The organism is Marinitoga piezophila KA3 (assembly GCF_000255135.1).
In the GTDB taxonomy this organism is placed as follows: Bacteria; Thermotogota; Thermotogae; order Petrotogales; family Petrotogaceae; genus Marinitoga; species Marinitoga piezophila.
Genome location: NC_016751.1, coordinates 1,061,562 through 1,077,932 on the forward strand (window position 1 = coordinate 1,061,562; position 16,371 = coordinate 1,077,932).

Consider the following 16,371-nt stretch of genomic DNA (forward strand, 5'->3'; position numbering starts at 1 on the left):
TTATTTTTTCACTTTAACATAATGATTTTTGCTAATAGCTTCATATATAGTTGATTTTTCTTTGTTTGCCTGATAATACAATTCTATTTCTTTTATTATTGTTTCCGGTATAAACTTTTCATTTTTATCCCATTTCCTGTCTATTTCTGGAACAGAATTAAGAAGCATTTTTGTATACGGATGTTGAGGATTGTTATATACTTCTACCGTATCCCCTTTTTCCACAATTTCGCCTTTGTACATTATTAATGTTGTATCACTGAGATAATATCCAAGCGAAAGATCATGAGTTATAAATATTATTGACATACCTGTTTTTTCACTAATTTCAGCAAGAAGATTAAGTACATCTATTCTTGTTGAAGCATCGAGCATACTGATTAATTCATCGGCAACAAGCACCTTTACATTCATCAACAAAGCCCTGGCTATTAACAATCTTTGCAATTGACCACCGCTCAATTGATGCGGATATTTGCCAAGGATATTTGTTGGATTCATTCCTACTTGTGAGATAACCTTTTCTATTTTTTCCTTTCTGTTTTTCTCCTCTGGAAAAAAGTTATCAAATATCATATTAAATACTCTATTTATTTTAAATAAAGTATTAAATGATGAAAATGGATCTTGAAATATAGCCTGAACATTTCTATAATATTCCTTCACTTCATTCTTTTTTAAATCCCATATATCTTTATTTTCAAATAATATCTTTCCAGATGTTGGTTTTAATAATCTGAGAATCATCTTTCCAACAGTGGTTTTTCCGCTTCCACTTTCACCAATAAGGGATATAATTTCACCTTTATTTATTTCAAAAGAAACATTGTTTACAGCTTTAAATCTCTTTTTTGAAAAAAAATCAAGATCAAATTCTTTCGTAAGATTTTCTATTTTCATTATTATTTCATTCATTGTTTTCACCTTCAATTTTTTTCCAGTTCCAGCAAGCTATTTGATGATCTGAAGATAATTCCTCTATTTTAGGCGTTTTTGTTTTACATATTTCTGTTGCATATGGACATCTAAATCTAAACCTACAACCTTCACCGATATTTAAAAGATTTGGTGGTGTCCCTTCTATACTGGTTAATTTCTTTTCCTTATATCTTATATTGCTTTTTGGTATGGAATTTACCAGTGCTTGTGTATATGGATGTTTTGGATTGTGCAATATTGTTTCTGTATCCCCAATTTCTGCAACCTGCCCTGCATACATAATCATTATTCTATCTGCAATTTGATTTAGCACAGCAACATCGTGTGTAATAAATATCATAGATTTTATTATTCCCAAATCTCGAAATTTAACAAGCATATCACAGACATATCTCTGGGAACTTACATCTAATGCTGAGGTTACTTCATCTGCTATTAAAAGATCTGGATCAAGTAATGTTGATATAACCATTATCATTCTTTGTTTCATTCCACCTGATAACTCAACAGAATATTTGTTTAATACACTTTCATCCAGATTAACAAGTCTAAGTCTCTCTTTCACCTTTTCAAAAAATTTATTATCTGGATTAATCCCATGTTCTTTTACAAGATCTGAAATAAATTTTTTTATTTTCTTAGTAGGGCTAAATGCATCCATTGCATATTGTGGAATTATAGAAATATCTTTAAACCTTATCCTTCTCATTTCTTTTTTTGATAATGTCATGAGATTTATCCCATTTAATTTTGCTTCACCAGAAATATAGTTCATAGGCGGTTTTAAAAGAATTAACCCATTTCCCAACGTACTTTTTCCACACCCAGACTCACCAGCTATTCCAAGAATTTCACCGGATTTTATATAAAAACTTACATTATCTATAGCTTTTACATAACCTTTTAAGGTTTTATAGTATATTTTAAGATTATTTACTTCAAGTACTTTTTCCATTATTATCACATCTCCCGTAATTTTGGATTAAATACTTCATCTAATCCTGTGTTTATAAAGTATAGTGACGATACGAGTAATGTAATTACAAGTCCTGGAATAATAGCCCACCACCACATTCCAAGTTGAACTGCATTCCAATCTCTGGCAATTTGCATCATTAAACCAAGTGAAATGCCTTTTGTCGGACCAAGACCTATAAAGTCCAATGTAACTGCTGATAATACTGCGCCAGCAAATTGAAGTATAAATACCATAAATATATATGAAAACATATTTGAGGCAATATCTTCAATTATGATTTTCCCTGTTGGTAATGAAGAAATTCTTGATAGATTGACAAATTCCTTGTTTTTTATTGACATAGTAAGTGATCTTATGGCTCTTGCTGTCCATGGCCAATTTGTAATACCAATAATGATACTTTCAAACACCATTCCTCTAAATGAAAGGTATGAAGAAATTATTATTAATATTGCAAGTGTCGGAATTACAAGCATTACATTTGTAAGCATCATAAGTAATTCATCTACCCATTTACCTTTATAGCCCGAAAGAAATCCAACAAATAATCCAATTATTGTAGCAAGTGTTCCACCAAAAAATCCAACAAAATATGAGCTCCTTAAACCATATACCAATTGTGTATATACATCATGACCAAAAATATCTGTACCAAGCCAATATTCCTTACCTGGCGGCATATATCCAGGACCTGCATATTCTAAAGGTCCATATTTTGACAAATGAGGGCCTACTAACCCCAACAGAAGAAAAAATAAAAATACAAAAAAACCAAATAAAACCTTTTTATTTCTAAGCATAAAATATAAGTAGTCATTATTCTTAATTTTTTCTTTTAATGTCATATCAAACCTCCTCGGTATATGAAAACCTTATTCTTGGATCTATAAATACATATATTAAATCAACTATAAAGTTTCCTAATAATACCATTATGACTATAAATAAGAAACAACCTTGAATAAGGAAATAATCCTGATTTTGTATAGCCTGCAATAATAAAAATCCTAATCCCGGATATGAAAAAACTGCTTCTGTTGTTAATGATCCCAGAATAATCGTTCCAAGTTGCAACGCCAACCCTGTAACCTGAGGGAGTATTGCATTTCTGTATGCATATTTTCTTATTAATTTATCGGAAGCGCCTAATGCTTCCATATATTTTGAATAATTTGATCCCATTTCATATATAATCATATTTCTCATACCAATAGCCCAACCGCCTAGCATAACAAGAAATAGCGATAAAAACGGCAATGCAAGATGATATAAGAAATCAAGAATAAATTCAGATGAAAAACTTGGTGTCATTGTATAACTATATGCTCCTGACAATGGAAATATTGGTATTACAAATCCCAAAAACCATGCCATTAACATTGCCATCCAAAAATATGGTGATGATGTAAGAAAAAAGAATATAGGGATTATACTATTGTCAGTCTTTTTATTAATAGCTGCCAGAGCACCAAGTTTATTACCTGCTATCCAGCTTAAAACTATGGCAGGAACTAATAAAAAGAAGTCATATATTATAGATCCCTGTATTATATCCATTACTTTTCTTGGATAAAGAAAAACGCTAATACCCAGATCACCCTTAAATAATGCAACCCAGAAATTTATATATTGCTTCCATAATGGTTGATCTAAACCAAATGCTTTTGTAAAATATGAATTTAATCTTTCTGTTGCTTCAGGCAATCCAGCAAATCTTGACATTAATAGGGATATAGGGTCACCAGGCATAAACCTTGGAATAGCCCAATCTATGGAAACAGCAACAAAGAATGTTATTAAATATATGAAAACCTTTTTTCGTAAATATTTCCACATTATATTTCCTCCTGATTTTAATATTATGCCCCAACTCCATTAAAGAGTTGGAGCATAGTATAGAATTTTATTTTGCAGGTTTAAGTTTTAATATCATCATGCTTCCGCCTATTTGCCATCTTCCACTCCATAATGATGGCCATGCATATGGTTGATTTTCATCTGGATAATTTGTCCAGTATTTTTCACTTGCCTGGAACCACATACCGTTATACCAAACAGGAATTATTGGCATTTCTTCAAGCATTATTTTCTCTATTTCAGATGCAATTTTTTTGCCTTTTTCAAGATCCTTTGTTTTGTTAAATTCTGCTACTAAACTAAATAATTTTTCATTTTCATATCTTCCCCAGTTTCCACCATAGGCTTTTTCGTTCTTTATCTGCTGAGATTCAAATAACCAGTTGAAATATGTCCATGGTGTTGATGTTACATTACTTCCAAAGTTGTTTAATAATATATCGAATCCATCTGAATACATATCTTCTGCATATTTACTGTAATCAGGAAATTTTGGTTCTGTCTTTATTCCAATCTTTTCAAAATCAGCTGCAATTAATTTTATAGATTCCATCCAGTCTGTCCAACCAAAAGGAACTATAATTGTTAAACTGATTTTATCTCCGTTTGGCATTTCTCTGAAACCATCACCATCTATATCTTTGTATCCTGCTTCATCGAGTAATTTTTTAGCTTCTGCAGGGCTGTATTTAAATCCATATTTTTCAACAACATCTTTATCATAATACTTCATCCATGAATCAACAGGTAAAAATCCAACTGGATTTGCAGGTTCAACCTGATATTCAAAAACTCTTCTAATTATAGGAGCTACATTAATTGAATAAGCAAGAGCTTTCCTGAATTTTGGATCGTCCATAGGTTTTTTCTTTGTGTTTAAGAACAACAATGCTGTATTGTCTGATAACATATAAGGAGCATCTTTAAACCATGTTTTTATTCCATATATTCTTTTTATGGATGGAATACCTGGTAAGAAGAAATTACTTACATCAAGTTCGCCTTTCATTAGCATACCAAGAGCAACATTATTTGAGAATATCTTCAATTCAACCAATCTCTTTGGTGCAGGAAGTCCAAATACATCTTTACCCCACCAATTATCGTTTCTGACAAAAATCATTCTGTCATCTGTATGACTTTCTGCCATATACATACCTGAACCAATAGGATTTTCATTTGCCAATGACATTAAACTATCAACAGGATATTTACTCCATATATGTTCTGGGATTATTGCAATCTGATATAACTGATAATCCCATTCATGATATCTTGGTTCTGAAAATGTAAATAATACTTCGTAATCGCTAAGTTTTTCAACCTTATCTAACCAATTCCAGATTGATGCATATGGAATTCCTTTATTCTTTTTTGTGATTTCAAATGTAAATACAACATCATCAGCTGTCAATGCTTCACCATCTGTCCATTTTACGTTTTCTCTTAATTTTACATAATACTGATTATCGTTTTTCCAATACCCTTTTTCTGCTAACCATGGAACAAGTTCATTGCTTATAGGATCATAATTGAATAATGTTTCGTAAATTCCACCAATTGTTCCTGGAACAGCTGCCCATGGAACTAAAGGATTCCAGTTTGAAGGTGCGCTCCATAATCCTCCACCAAAGAAGAATGTTTCTTCTCTTTTAAATGTTTCACCAAACATACTTACTGCAAATACCAGAAGAATTGCAATAATACCCATTCTTTTAAGCCAGTTCTTCATAGATAATACCCCCTTTTAGATTGTCGTAATGTTACTATATCATGAAACCTGTTTCATGAAAAATATGCATCTTGTTTCACATTTTGTTTCATGAGCGATTAAATGGAAATATTAAAAAAAATCTTATGAGTTTAGATATTTTTTAAAAAACATTCAAGTTTTTAACATTGCAATGTATGATATAATTAATATATACTGTGATGGGGGTGTGAAAATGTTATTAAAGTATGATGATTTCAAAATTAAGATGCCTCAATTAAACTTTGAAAATACAGAAAATATCCAATCAATTACAGAATATATTGGACAAAAAAGAGCATATGATTCAATGGTTCTTGGAATTGAAATAGAGGAAAAAACGCATAATATATTTATTACAGGTCCTGTAAATACGGGAAGAAGAACATTTGCAAGAAATGTGCTTACAAAATATTCCTTGAATAAGAAAACACCAAATGATTATATATATGTATATAATTTTAAAGATCCTATGAAACCAAAGGCTATTTCTCTTAAATCTGGTGAGGCCATAATCTTTAAAAAGATACTTAAAGAGACCATAGAAATATCCTTCGAAGCTCTAAAAAAGGGAATAGAAGGTGAGGATTTTTCTGAAAAAAGAACCCAACTTGAGGATGAATATTTGAAAGCAAGAAAAAGTGTATGGGATGACTTGAAAAAAGAGGTTGAAAAGTTAGGATTTAAACTACAATTTACAACTAATGGAGCCATGACTATACCTGTTTATGATGGGAAAGAAGTTACAGACGAAGAATATGACAAACTTCCAGAAGATGTAAGAAATAGTTTTGAGGAAAAGACACCTATATTAAGGCAATTAATGGAAAAAGCTATGATTAAGATTACCGAATACGATAAGAAATATAGGGAACAATTAAGGAATCTGGAAAAGTATTGGGCATTATTTACCATTTCAGGTATTTTTGAAGATCTCATTAATGAATACTCAACAAACTCGGATGTTATAGAATTCCTTAATGAGATAAAAAACGATATTGCAGAGAATTTTCAAGATATTTTATCAAGCGATGAGTCTATAACAAATTATTATAAGAAAAAATATTCAGTAAATGTCATAATAGATAATTCATCAATTAAAGGGGCTCCCGTAATTGAAGCCAATGATCCAGCATATTCTTCTTTAATTGGAAAAATAGAGTATTTTTCTCATATGGGAATGTTAAAGACGGATTTTACAATGATAAAACCTGGATTATTACATAAGGCAAATGGAGGTTATCTTATTTTAGATGCAGAAAAGGTAATGAGAAGTCCATACGTTTGGGAAGCTTTAAAAAATGCTTTGATGAATAATGAAATAAAAATAGAAAATCTTGAAGGTAAAATGGGATTAAGTGTTGTTCATACTTTAGAACCAGATCCTATTCCTCTTAATGTAAAAGTTATTCTCGTTGGAGAAGAATGGATGTATGAAGTGTTATACCAGTATGATCCAGATTTCAAGAAACTTTTTAATGTAAAGGTTGCATTTGACACAGAAATCGAATTAAATAAAGAAAATGCAGAATATTTTGCAGGTTTTGTAAAAAATATTGTGAAGCAACATGAATTAAAGGATTTTACAAAAGGCGCTGTTGAAGAATTACTAAAATATTCATGCAGGATAAATGAAAGAAACGATAGATTTTCCGCAAAGTTTGGTGTTTTAAAGAATATTATACTTGAAGCAAATTATATTTCTGATAGATATAGCGATACAATTCCGTATGTTGATAAAAATGCAGTAATTAAAGCTATACAAAAACATGAAAATATGTTTTCATTGTATAGAGACAAGATTTTTGATTCAATAAAAGATGGACAGCTTATTATTGACACAGAAGGTGAAAAGATTGGTCAAATAAATGGATTAACTGTTGTTGATTTTGATACGTATTCTTTTGGTGTTCCTGTAAAGATTACAGGAAATGTTTCTTCTGCAAAACAGGTAGGTGTTATTGATATTCATAGAGATGCAGATTTAAGTGGTAAGATACATAGAAAATCAACTTTTATTATAGAAAATTATTTTTATTCTAAATATAATCTTGATGAACATATGGTGTTTTCTGGTTCTATTAGTTTTGAACAGACATATTCCATGCTCGAAGGAGATAGTGCGTCACTTGCTGAAATACTCGTTTTACTTTCAGCGATTTCCAAAATCCCGTTGAAACAGTATATTGCAGTAACAGGTTCCATAGATCAACATGGGAATATACAACCTGTAGGTGGAATAATAGAAAAGGTGGAAGGATTTTATTACACCTGTAAACTAAAGGGTTTAAAAGGTAATGAAGGGGTTATTATTCCTCATCAAAATATTAAAAATCTTGTTTTAAACAATGAAATAGAAGAAGATATTAAAAAGGGTAAATTTAGAATATATGCAGTAAAAAATGTTGATGAAGCTATTGAAATAATGACAGAATATACCGCAGGAAAATTAAATGAAAATGGTGAATTTGAGGAAAATTCATTTAATTGGCATATTATAAAAAGGATAAAGGAATTGAGAAAGATAGAAGATGAAAAATCACATAAGAAGAGGTTCTGGCTATGGGGGAAATAGAGAGAAAGGAAATAAATAAATTTGACGAGATATTGCTTGAATTCCTAGAAGAACTCGATGATGTTACCGAGGATACAAAAAAGCAATATACAAAATCAATAAAATATTTTCTGGATTATTTGAGAAAACACAATATTCCAAAGCCTACACCCAGGACTGTAAAGTCCTGGAAGGCTTATTTATTAAGGGAAAAAAGTCCTTATACTGTAAATTTGTATCTTTCTGGTATACGCCGTTTTTTTGCATTTCTCGAAGATAAAGGGTTATATAAAAATATTGCTAAAAATGTAAAAGGGGCTAAAAGACCTTTTGGGCATCAAAAGGATATCTTAACCGATGAAGAGATACGAGAAATCTTTGATGCTATAGATACGTCAACGCTTAAAGGAAAACGCGATATGGCTATTATAAAAATGATGGCATACACAGGGTTGAGGGTTTATTCTCTTACGCAAATTCGAATTAAAGATATGGTTAAGAGAAATAATAAAGTATTATTGCATTATAAATCCAAAGGACACGTTAGCAGAGACTCTGTTATTGCATTGCATAAGGAAGTATATGAAAGTATAAATGACTATTTAAAAGAAAGAAAGAAGGTCAAGAAGTATAGACCTTCTGACCCTCTTTTTATTTCATTATCAAGAAACTCCTTTGGTAAAGCTCTTACAGAAAGAGCTATACAACTGATTATAGATGGATATTTTGATGAATTGGGATTAAAGGAATTTAGAGGAAACAAAAAACTTTCTGCCCATTCCTTTAGACATACTGTTATTACAAAGGTTGCTCTTAACTATGGAATAGAAGCAGCAAGACAAATCGCCGGTCATAAAAATATTTCTACTACACAAATCTATTATCACGAAGCTACATCTGTAGCTCTTGATGCAGATGAAATGATAGATTTTGAATAATTAAATTTCTCCTTCTTTCCATAATTGTATAAATACCTTTACTATTTCTGGCGAAAATTGTTTTCCTGCATTTTCTTCAATTTCTTTTATAGCTATTTCAATATCAAGCGGATTTCTATAAGACCTTCTTGAACGCATGGCATCCCATGCATCTGCAACAGATATTATCTGAGACATTATTGGTATTGCTTCACCCTTTAATCCATCAGGATATCCCTTACCATCCCATCTTTCATGATGATGTCTAATTGCTATTGCAATTTCGCTAAGGCTTTCTGATTTTATTAAAGCATTATATCCATATTCTGGATGTTTCTTTATATATTCATACTCTTCTTCTGTTAATCGGGATTTTTTATTTAATATTTCAATAGGTATTAAAAGTTTCCCAATATCATGCAGCAATCCTGCCCAATAAATCTTTTTTATAAACGGTTTCCCAAATCCCATTTTTTCTGCAATTTTTTTGGATAATTCTGCTACGTTTTTTGAATGATTTTTCGTATATTCATCATGCAATTCAAGGAAAGAAATAAGAGATTTAATAATATCTTCTCTAAATCTTTCTTCAATATCAGCTTCATTTTTTATCTTAAAGAATGTAGTTGCAAGAATTTTAAATGATTCTATTAACTCATCGAGACTTTCTGTATTAATTTCATCTTTTTTGAAATAAAGGGTTATTATATATGAAAGATTGATATTTAAATTAATTGGTATATCCAACGAATAAACTTCATTTTTGTTAATATTGTTTATCTGTAATCCTTTTTCAAATATTGTTTTTTCTTCATCATTTTCTATTTTTAATATTCTTCCATGGACTATTCCTGGAAAAACAAAATCGAGTATCTTAAAAAGTTCTTTGAGATAATTATCCTCCGATGTATATTCTTCTCTTCCAAGATCTGATATAGCTTTGATAATTAATTTTAAAGAGTTTTGTAGCTTTTCGTTATGAAGATAAAGTTCTTCCAGCTCTTCATTTTGCGATGAGATCTCCTCATTTAATGATTGTAATTCTTCATTTTTTTTCTGTAATTCAAGATTTAACTTCCTCAGTAACATTGTACGTCTTTCTACCAGTTTTAAAAGAACTAAATGGTTTATTATTAAAAATACTATAATCAACATTGAAAATAAAATAAATATTTTTAGCCATCTTGGAACAACCGGTTCATCTTGCACATATAGATATTTATTTATTACTTCATAATATTTAGAATCTGTATCTTCCTTTAATTTTTTTAATTCTGTATCAATGAGATTGGCTATATATTCTTTTTCCGGATAATCCTTTCTAAAAGCTATCATTACCTTTACAGGGAAAAATATTATATCTGTTGGCGAAAGATTGTATTTTTCCGCATTTGTTAATCCAAAAGCTCTGTTAACCACTCCGGCATCTATCTGAGATTTTGATAACGCCTTAAAAATATCCTCATATGTATTAAATTCAACATATGATACATCTATATCAAAATTTTTAAGCAACTCTTTTAATCCCTTTTCTTTATCTTCGTAAAAGATATCACCTTTTAAAACGCCTATTTTTTTATTTTTTAAATCAAACATATTATGTATATTAGAATTATGATTTGTATAAACTACAGCCCAATCCGAAATAAAGGATTCCTTATTAAAATAAAAATGCTTAGCCCGTTCTGCCGAATAGGCAATACAGGCTATAGCATCTATTTCACCATTATTCAATTTTTTTAAAAGATTTGAAAACGTATCCATTTCATAATTATGTTTAACATTATTTTGAGTAAGGATATAATCAATTAGCTCTGGAAATATCCCCGTTTCTTTATCTATTATTTTTGGCGGATTATGATAAATCCCTATGGTTAATCCAAAAGATATTAGATTTATTAATAGGAATATATACAATAAAAGCCTCTTCATTCTTCACCATCCAATTCATTGTAATTTTATCAATTCAATTTAAATTGATTCACTATGTCCATTAACCTATCAGCAAGCTTTGTCATACTATTTGCTTCTGAGGTAACATTTTCTATGTTTGCCATTTGTTCTTCAATTGAGGCATTTATTTCCTGAGTAGAAGCATTTATATTTGTTGTCATTTCTGACAATTCTGTCATTGCTGTAGCTATTTCATCAACAGCAGCTGTTTGTTCCTGAACACCTGCTGCAATACCTTCAAGTTTTTCTGTTATTTCTTTTATAGCACTTAATATCTCTTTTAGATTTTCTCCTGCTTCATTTGATAATTGAGAACCTTCTGCAACCTTTTCATTTACAGTTTTTGAAACATCTAACGCATCATTTGAAACATTGATTATTCCATTTACAACCTCTTTTATTTCATCTGCAGCCTTTCTACTTTCTTCTGCCAATACTCTAATTTCATCAGCAACAACTGCAAAACCCTTTCCTGCTTCTCCAGCTCTTGCAGCTTCAATTGCGGCATTTAATGCAAGAAGATTTGTTTGTTCTGCAATATTTGAAACGGTGTCTACAAAATCATTAATCATCGTAGCGCTGTCATTAAATTCTCTTACTACTTTATCAATTTCTTTAGATATCTCTGTTATTTCAGCCATTTTATCTATAGCTTGTTTAACAGTTTTTCCCGCATTTTCTGCGCGTTCTGTTGATACATGACCAAATTTTGCTGCTTCTGTGGCACTATCTGCAATTAACTTAGTAGCAGAAGAAATTTCTTCAACTGAAGCTGTTGTTTCCTGAATTGACGCTGTAGAATTTTCCATCTCTGTAGCTATATTATTTACAGCAATTGTGATTTCCTGCAATGCTTCACTTGATAAATTCATAGCATTTACTATCTCTTTCATTGATTCTGTAAGTGATGTACTTTCCTGTTTTAACTGTATCATGTCTTTTTTCAATTGATCATGCATAGATCTAAATATTTCAATTAATCTTCCAAATTCACCTTTATCTTTAATTTTTGGAATTTCAACTGTATAATCCTTTCTGGATAATTTTTCGGCATAATTCATTAATATTTTCAATGGTGTCAATATTGATTGTATTATAATGAATGCCAATCCTGCTCCAAAAATCAAAGACAATACAACTAAAGTTATTCCTATTTGCTTGGCTTTGCTAAGAGAGTTAGCATTCTCTGATGTTATCTTATCTACATCACTTTCTATAGCTTTTTGAAAATTGGAAAAGCTTTCAATTACTTTATTACCAATCTCTTTAAATTCAGAAATTCTTGAAAGTAATTCTTCTTTAGAATTAATAGAATTCAAAAATGATGCATATTCATTTAGTTCTTTTAATAAACTTTCCTTTAATGTTGAATCTGTTTTAATGTTTTTTAATTGCGAAATTAATGAATTTATTTCTTTTTTAGCTGTATTAAAAGCTGTTTCGTCATTAAACGCCAGATATTCTGCAAGTAATTTTCTTACTTCCATAAACTGTGTAGAATAATGCCCGATTTCCTTCATTGACTTTACATAATTTTCTGCAAGATTCTTTTCGTTACTATCAATTACTGAAAATGAATAATTGCTCACCATAAATAATACAAATTGAGAGAATAACAATATTAATACCAGTAACCATATTTTTGAACGCAACTTCATAATTCATCCCCTCCTTTGAGCATATATACATTTTATATTTATATTATATCATACTTTTAGTTATAAAAAGGACAGGATTAAAACCTGTCCTTTTCTTTAAGCTGTTTTACTATATCTCTAATTTTATTTATTTCAGTTTCTTTAGATATTAACAAACCATTTTCTGTATCAATTACTATTATATTTTCCAGACCTACAATACCTACATTTTTATTGGATTTTACAAATACATTTTTGCTATTTACAAGATATACATTATCCTTATTATCTGAATATCCTTCCATTTCACGAACTGAAACCCAATTCCCCACATCTGACCATTCAAATTCTGCTTTTACTGTATATACATTTTTTGATTTTTCCATTAGAGCATAATCTATACTTATCTTTTCAAGTTTCGGATATTTTTCTTTTATCTCATCTATATTATACGGATTTACATCCTTTAAGACTTCAAAGGTTTTGTGATGGTTCAACTCCATTTCTTTTATAAACACACTCTTCTTCCAGATAAACATTCCACTATTCCAGAAATAATTTCCTTTTTTGAGATATTCTACAGCTGTATTGAAATCAGGTTTTTCTTTAAAAGATGAAACCTTCATTACTTTATCTTCCAGCAATTCTCCTGACTCTATATATCCGTATCCTGTTTCTGGTCTTGTTGGCATTATTCCAAGGGTTATTAGACCATTATATTCTTCAGCTGCTTTCACTGCTAAACCCACTGTTTTCCAGAACTTTTCTTTATCCGGAATATAATGATCTGCTGGAAGTATAAAAACAACTTCATTTTCATCTGCAACAAGTGTTCCTAAAAAACATGCTGGTGCTGTATTTTTAGCAATTGGTTCAAGTATAACATTTTTTTCTGGAATTTCAGGTAATTCTTTTATTGTCTGTTCTTTATACTTTTCACCTGTTACAACAAATATATCTTCTGGGGATAATTTAAATTGTAATCTTTCAAATGTTTCTCTAATTAAGGATTTTTCAGAAAATATTTTTAAAAATTGCTTTGGTTTTTTAGACGTACTTAATGGCCAGAATCTTTCTCCTGAACCACCTGCAAGAATTATTGCTTTCACTGATTTGCCTCCTTCTCCATTATTACTTTTCCCCTCTGGAATATTTTTCCTCTTTCATCTATCCAACTTTTTTCTTTATTCCCATCAAATACATTTTTTATTTCTGTATTTTTTAAATATATATTATTTATCCCTTCAATATATATATCATATTCATTTTGCAAAAATGTTGAATTTAATATGAAGAATTTTTCTTCTAATGTATTGTCAAATACAAAAACTGCTCTTTTTGAATTTCTAAATTCTGAATTTTCAATATTTAAAGGCGTTTTATATATGTCCAATGAAACTATATTGTTTATAAAATCTGTATTTATCACAGAGATTTTCATATCTTTATATGATTTTATTGATTTAAAATTATCCTTAAACATAGATTGTATAATACTTATATTTGAATTAAATGATTTTATTGCATATTTGCTATTAATAAAATCTGTAAACTTAATCAATAATTGAGAATCATGAATTTCTATATCTGCTTTTTTGGAATCAGCAATAGATAAGTTATAAAGATATACATTTGAATTGTATATATTAAAACCAACTTCATTATCAAAAAGCAGCGAATTTTTAAATTCTATTTTTGTGTTAATTATATCAAGACCCTTTTTATTTTCTGAAATTAATATATTATATAATAACCCTGTTGAAAGACCTTTTGAATATATTCCTGTAATACAATTTTTTATTGAAATATTATATAATTCAAATTTATCTGTTGTTGGAAAAATACCAATATTTGCATTATATATATCTACATTTTTTAATTCTGAGCTTTTCAGTATCACTCCTTCAAATTTACTGGATAATGCGTTAAATATCACCTTACTTTTTATGGTTTTGAAATTAAGATTTTTTATAGTGACTTTTTTATCTGGAAATAAATATATTTTTACAATGCCATCTATTATTGTATTATTTAATTCAATATCATTTCTAAATATATATGGAGATTGACTTTCTAAAAGTGTTTGTGGAACGGTTGTATATATTTTTTTGTGATACATAAACTTATCTTTTAATTTTATAGAAATTTCTTTTGTTTTGATGTTTTTAAATTCCCTCCATATAATCATTGTCGCAGAATTAGTTAATTCTTGAGGTGATATATTTACAATATATTTATATCCTTCAAATTTTCCGGTATATATATTGTTTTGAGTAATTATTTTATAATTATTATCTTTTGAATAATTTTTAAGAGTTATTTCAAATTGTCCTATTCCAATATTTTTTATTGATTTTATTATAGGCGTTGATGGTGGAATTGTTTTTGAATATATTGTTTTTTGATGTTGTTTATCTATATATACAACAAAATGATATTCTTTTTCAGGAGAAAAATTAGAAAAGGTTATATTGCTTATTTTATTTAAATTAAAAAGAGAGATTATATTATTCTCATTATCCTTTATCACTAATTTTGGATTTTCTGATATTCCAATTTTTTCAACCTTTATCTGGATAAAATTATTTTCATCTATAACCTTATATTCCGGGTACAAATCCAGATTAATACTTAATGGTTTTGATTTATTATTAAATTTATCTATAGCTATTAGTGTTGCAACTGTTGATTCTGTTTCAAATTCAAAATTATTTGTGTTAAATGTATATGTACTTTCATCTGTAAACAACATATAATGAGCATCTTCATTAGTTACAAGATTAAGTTCATATATATTATTTGCATACTTTATCTTATAATCTGAAATTTTCGGAGGTACAGTATCGACATAAACCTCTACCATCCAGAATACATTTTCTAAAAGCTCTATTTTTAGTTTATTTTTCCCTTCCTTCAATAAATCTGGCGAAAATTCCTTGCCATTTATATATATTTTCTTATACGGAAAATCAAAAGATAATTTTTTTGTATTTATATAATTATTTATTTCTGGTAATTCGGGCTTTACTATATTATATTGCTCACCTTTATATCCACCAGAAAATACAGGAATTATTGTATATTTTATACTTTTAGATGTAGTAATATCTTTAAATGTTGTATTTTCAATAGTTTCAAAAAAATCTCCATTTTTGTATATTTCAAATTTAATAGGTTTTAATTCATTATATTCAAGATTAAATGAAACTATTGTAAAATTATCGATATTTATTTCATGAGAAATTATCTTTGAAATTGGCGCAGAAATCTTAAAATTTTTGGAATATGCTGAATTCCCTGAAAAAATCGCCTCAGCATTCAATATTCCACTTGCATATGGTGAAATATATAATGAAAAATTTGATAATGTAGTTGTATATTCCTTATTATCAAATGAAATCTTCCAGAAATCCGGTTGATAATATTTATATGAAAATTCCAGGGATAATCTGTCAACATCGCTTCGATATAATTCTATATGAAAATCCGATTTCGGTAATACAATATTTTTTTCAATACGCTTGAAGTTAAAATAAGGAATTTCTATATAAAAATTTTTAATAATCTTTCCCTTAAAATATATCTCCCCATTATACTTTCCTGGCAATAAATTCATCTCCATCTTCTTTGACGAAGTTAAATATTTATCATTAACTTTTACCTTTAAATCTTCCACATTAATAAATCCAGGAAATTCAAGGGATATAATAACTTTTGAAGGCTTAAATAAAAGCCCTATTATTAAAATTAATACCAAAAAAACTATAATGATAGTTTTTTTCATA

At 28.9% G+C, this 16,371-nt stretch carries 11 protein-coding genes; 2 read left to right on the forward strand and 9 right to left on the reverse strand.

The window, feature by feature from the left end; all coding sequences use genetic code 11:
• The 5 genes from MARPI_RS05125 to MARPI_RS05145 all read right to left on the reverse strand — a co-directional run bounded on the left by MARPI_RS05125 (position 1) and on the right by MARPI_RS05145 (position 5,507).
• Positions 1-915: an ABC transporter ATP-binding protein gene (locus MARPI_RS05125; RefSeq protein WP_014296528.1), complete on the reverse strand. Its 915-nt coding sequence runs from the start codon at positions 913-915 to the stop codon at positions 1-3.
• Positions 908-1,894, reverse strand: coding sequence for an ABC transporter ATP-binding protein (locus tag MARPI_RS05130; RefSeq protein ID WP_014296529.1), 987 nt, complete (start codon positions 1,892-1,894; stop codon positions 908-910). Before MARPI_RS05130 ends, MARPI_RS05125 begins: the two co-directional genes overlap by 8 nt.
• A 5-nt stretch (positions 1,895-1,899) precedes the next feature.
• The gene (locus MARPI_RS05135) at positions 1,900-2,763 is read right to left on the reverse strand and encodes an ABC transporter permease (RefSeq protein ID WP_014296530.1); all 864 of its coding nucleotides are present in this window, start codon (positions 2,761-2,763) and stop codon (positions 1,900-1,902) included.
• A gap of 1 nt (position 2,764) precedes the next feature.
• Entirely contained in the window at positions 2,765-3,754 is a 990-nt protein-coding gene (locus tag MARPI_RS05140) for an ABC transporter permease (protein WP_014296531.1), read from the reverse strand.
• A 67-nt stretch (positions 3,755-3,821) separates the two neighbouring features.
• Positions 3,822-5,507: an ABC transporter substrate-binding protein gene (locus MARPI_RS05145; protein WP_014296532.1), complete on the reverse strand. Its 1,686-nt coding sequence runs from the start codon at positions 5,505-5,507 to the stop codon at positions 3,822-3,824.
• Between the two features lie 214 nt (positions 5,508-5,721).
• Here MARPI_RS05145 and MARPI_RS05150 point away from each other — a divergent pair, with 214 nt between their 5' ends.
• Both MARPI_RS05150 and MARPI_RS05155 read left to right on the forward strand, forming a co-directional pair.
• Positions 5,722-8,100 (forward strand): Lon protease family protein, encoded by a 2,379-nt coding sequence (locus MARPI_RS05150; protein ID WP_014296533.1) that lies wholly within the window; start codon positions 5,722-5,724, stop codon positions 8,098-8,100.
• Positions 8,088-9,017, forward strand: coding sequence for a tyrosine-type recombinase/integrase (locus MARPI_RS05155; protein WP_014296534.1), 930 nt, complete (start codon positions 8,088-8,090; stop codon positions 9,015-9,017). Before MARPI_RS05150 ends, MARPI_RS05155 begins: the two co-directional genes overlap by 13 nt.
• On the opposite strand, the gene MARPI_RS10925 is transcribed toward MARPI_RS05155, so the two are convergent.
• The 4 genes from MARPI_RS10925 to MARPI_RS05175 form a co-directional block, all read right to left on the reverse strand.
• Complete coding sequence (locus tag MARPI_RS10925; RefSeq protein WP_014296535.1) at positions 9,018-10,928, reverse strand: HD domain-containing phosphohydrolase; 1,911 nt, start codon at positions 10,926-10,928, stop codon at positions 9,018-9,020. It lies immediately after the preceding gene.
• 29 nt (positions 10,929-10,957) lie between these two features.
• Entirely contained in the window at positions 10,958-12,607 is a 1,650-nt protein-coding gene (locus MARPI_RS05165; protein WP_014296536.1) for a methyl-accepting chemotaxis protein, read from the reverse strand.
• Positions 12,608-12,684: 77 nt separating this feature from the next.
• Positions 12,685-13,695 carry a mannose-1-phosphate guanylyltransferase gene (locus tag MARPI_RS05170; protein WP_014296537.1) on the reverse strand — a complete coding sequence of 337 codons (1,011 nt, stop codon included), beginning with the start codon at positions 13,693-13,695 and terminating at the stop codon, positions 12,685-12,687.
• Positions 13,692-16,370, reverse strand: a complete 2,679-nt coding sequence (locus MARPI_RS05175; protein WP_014296538.1) for a hypothetical protein — start codon at positions 16,368-16,370, stop codon at positions 13,692-13,694. The genes MARPI_RS05170 and MARPI_RS05175 overlap by 4 nt, the downstream gene beginning before the upstream one ends.
• Between the last annotated feature and the right edge of the window lies 1 nt (position 16,371).

What these genes read in the sequence shown, in the direction of transcription:
- MARPI_RS05125 (WP_014296528.1), bottom strand. Translation starts at nt 915, where the DNA reads ATGAATGAAATAATAATGAAAATAGAAAATCTTACGAAAGAATTTGAT.
- MARPI_RS10925 (WP_014296535.1), bottom strand. Translation starts at nt 10,928, where the DNA reads ATGAAGAGGCTTTTATTGTATATATTCCTATTAATAAATCTAATATCT.
- MARPI_RS05135 (WP_014296530.1), bottom strand. Translation starts at nt 2,763, where the DNA reads ATGACATTAAAAGAAAAAATTAAGAATAATGACTACTTATATTTTATG.
- MARPI_RS05155 (WP_014296534.1), top strand. Translation starts at nt 8,088, where the DNA reads ATGGGGGAAATAGAGAGAAAGGAAATAAATAAATTTGACGAGATATTG.
- MARPI_RS05140 (WP_014296531.1), bottom strand. Translation starts at nt 3,754, where the DNA reads ATGTGGAAATATTTACGAAAAAAGGTTTTCATATATTTAATAACATTC.
- MARPI_RS05150 (WP_014296533.1), top strand. Translation starts at nt 5,722, where the DNA reads ATGTTATTAAAGTATGATGATTTCAAAATTAAGATGCCTCAATTAAAC.
- MARPI_RS05130 (WP_014296529.1), bottom strand. Translation starts at nt 1,894, where the DNA reads ATGGAAAAAGTACTTGAAGTAAATAATCTTAAAATATACTATAAAACC.
- MARPI_RS05165 (WP_014296536.1), bottom strand. Translation starts at nt 12,607, where the DNA reads ATGAAGTTGCGTTCAAAAATATGGTTACTGGTATTAATATTGTTATTC.
- MARPI_RS05145 (WP_014296532.1), bottom strand. Translation starts at nt 5,507, where the DNA reads ATGAAGAACTGGCTTAAAAGAATGGGTATTATTGCAATTCTTCTGGTA.
- MARPI_RS05175 (WP_014296538.1), bottom strand. Translation starts at nt 16,370, where the DNA reads ATGAAAAAAACTATCATTATAGTTTTTTTGGTATTAATTTTAATAATA.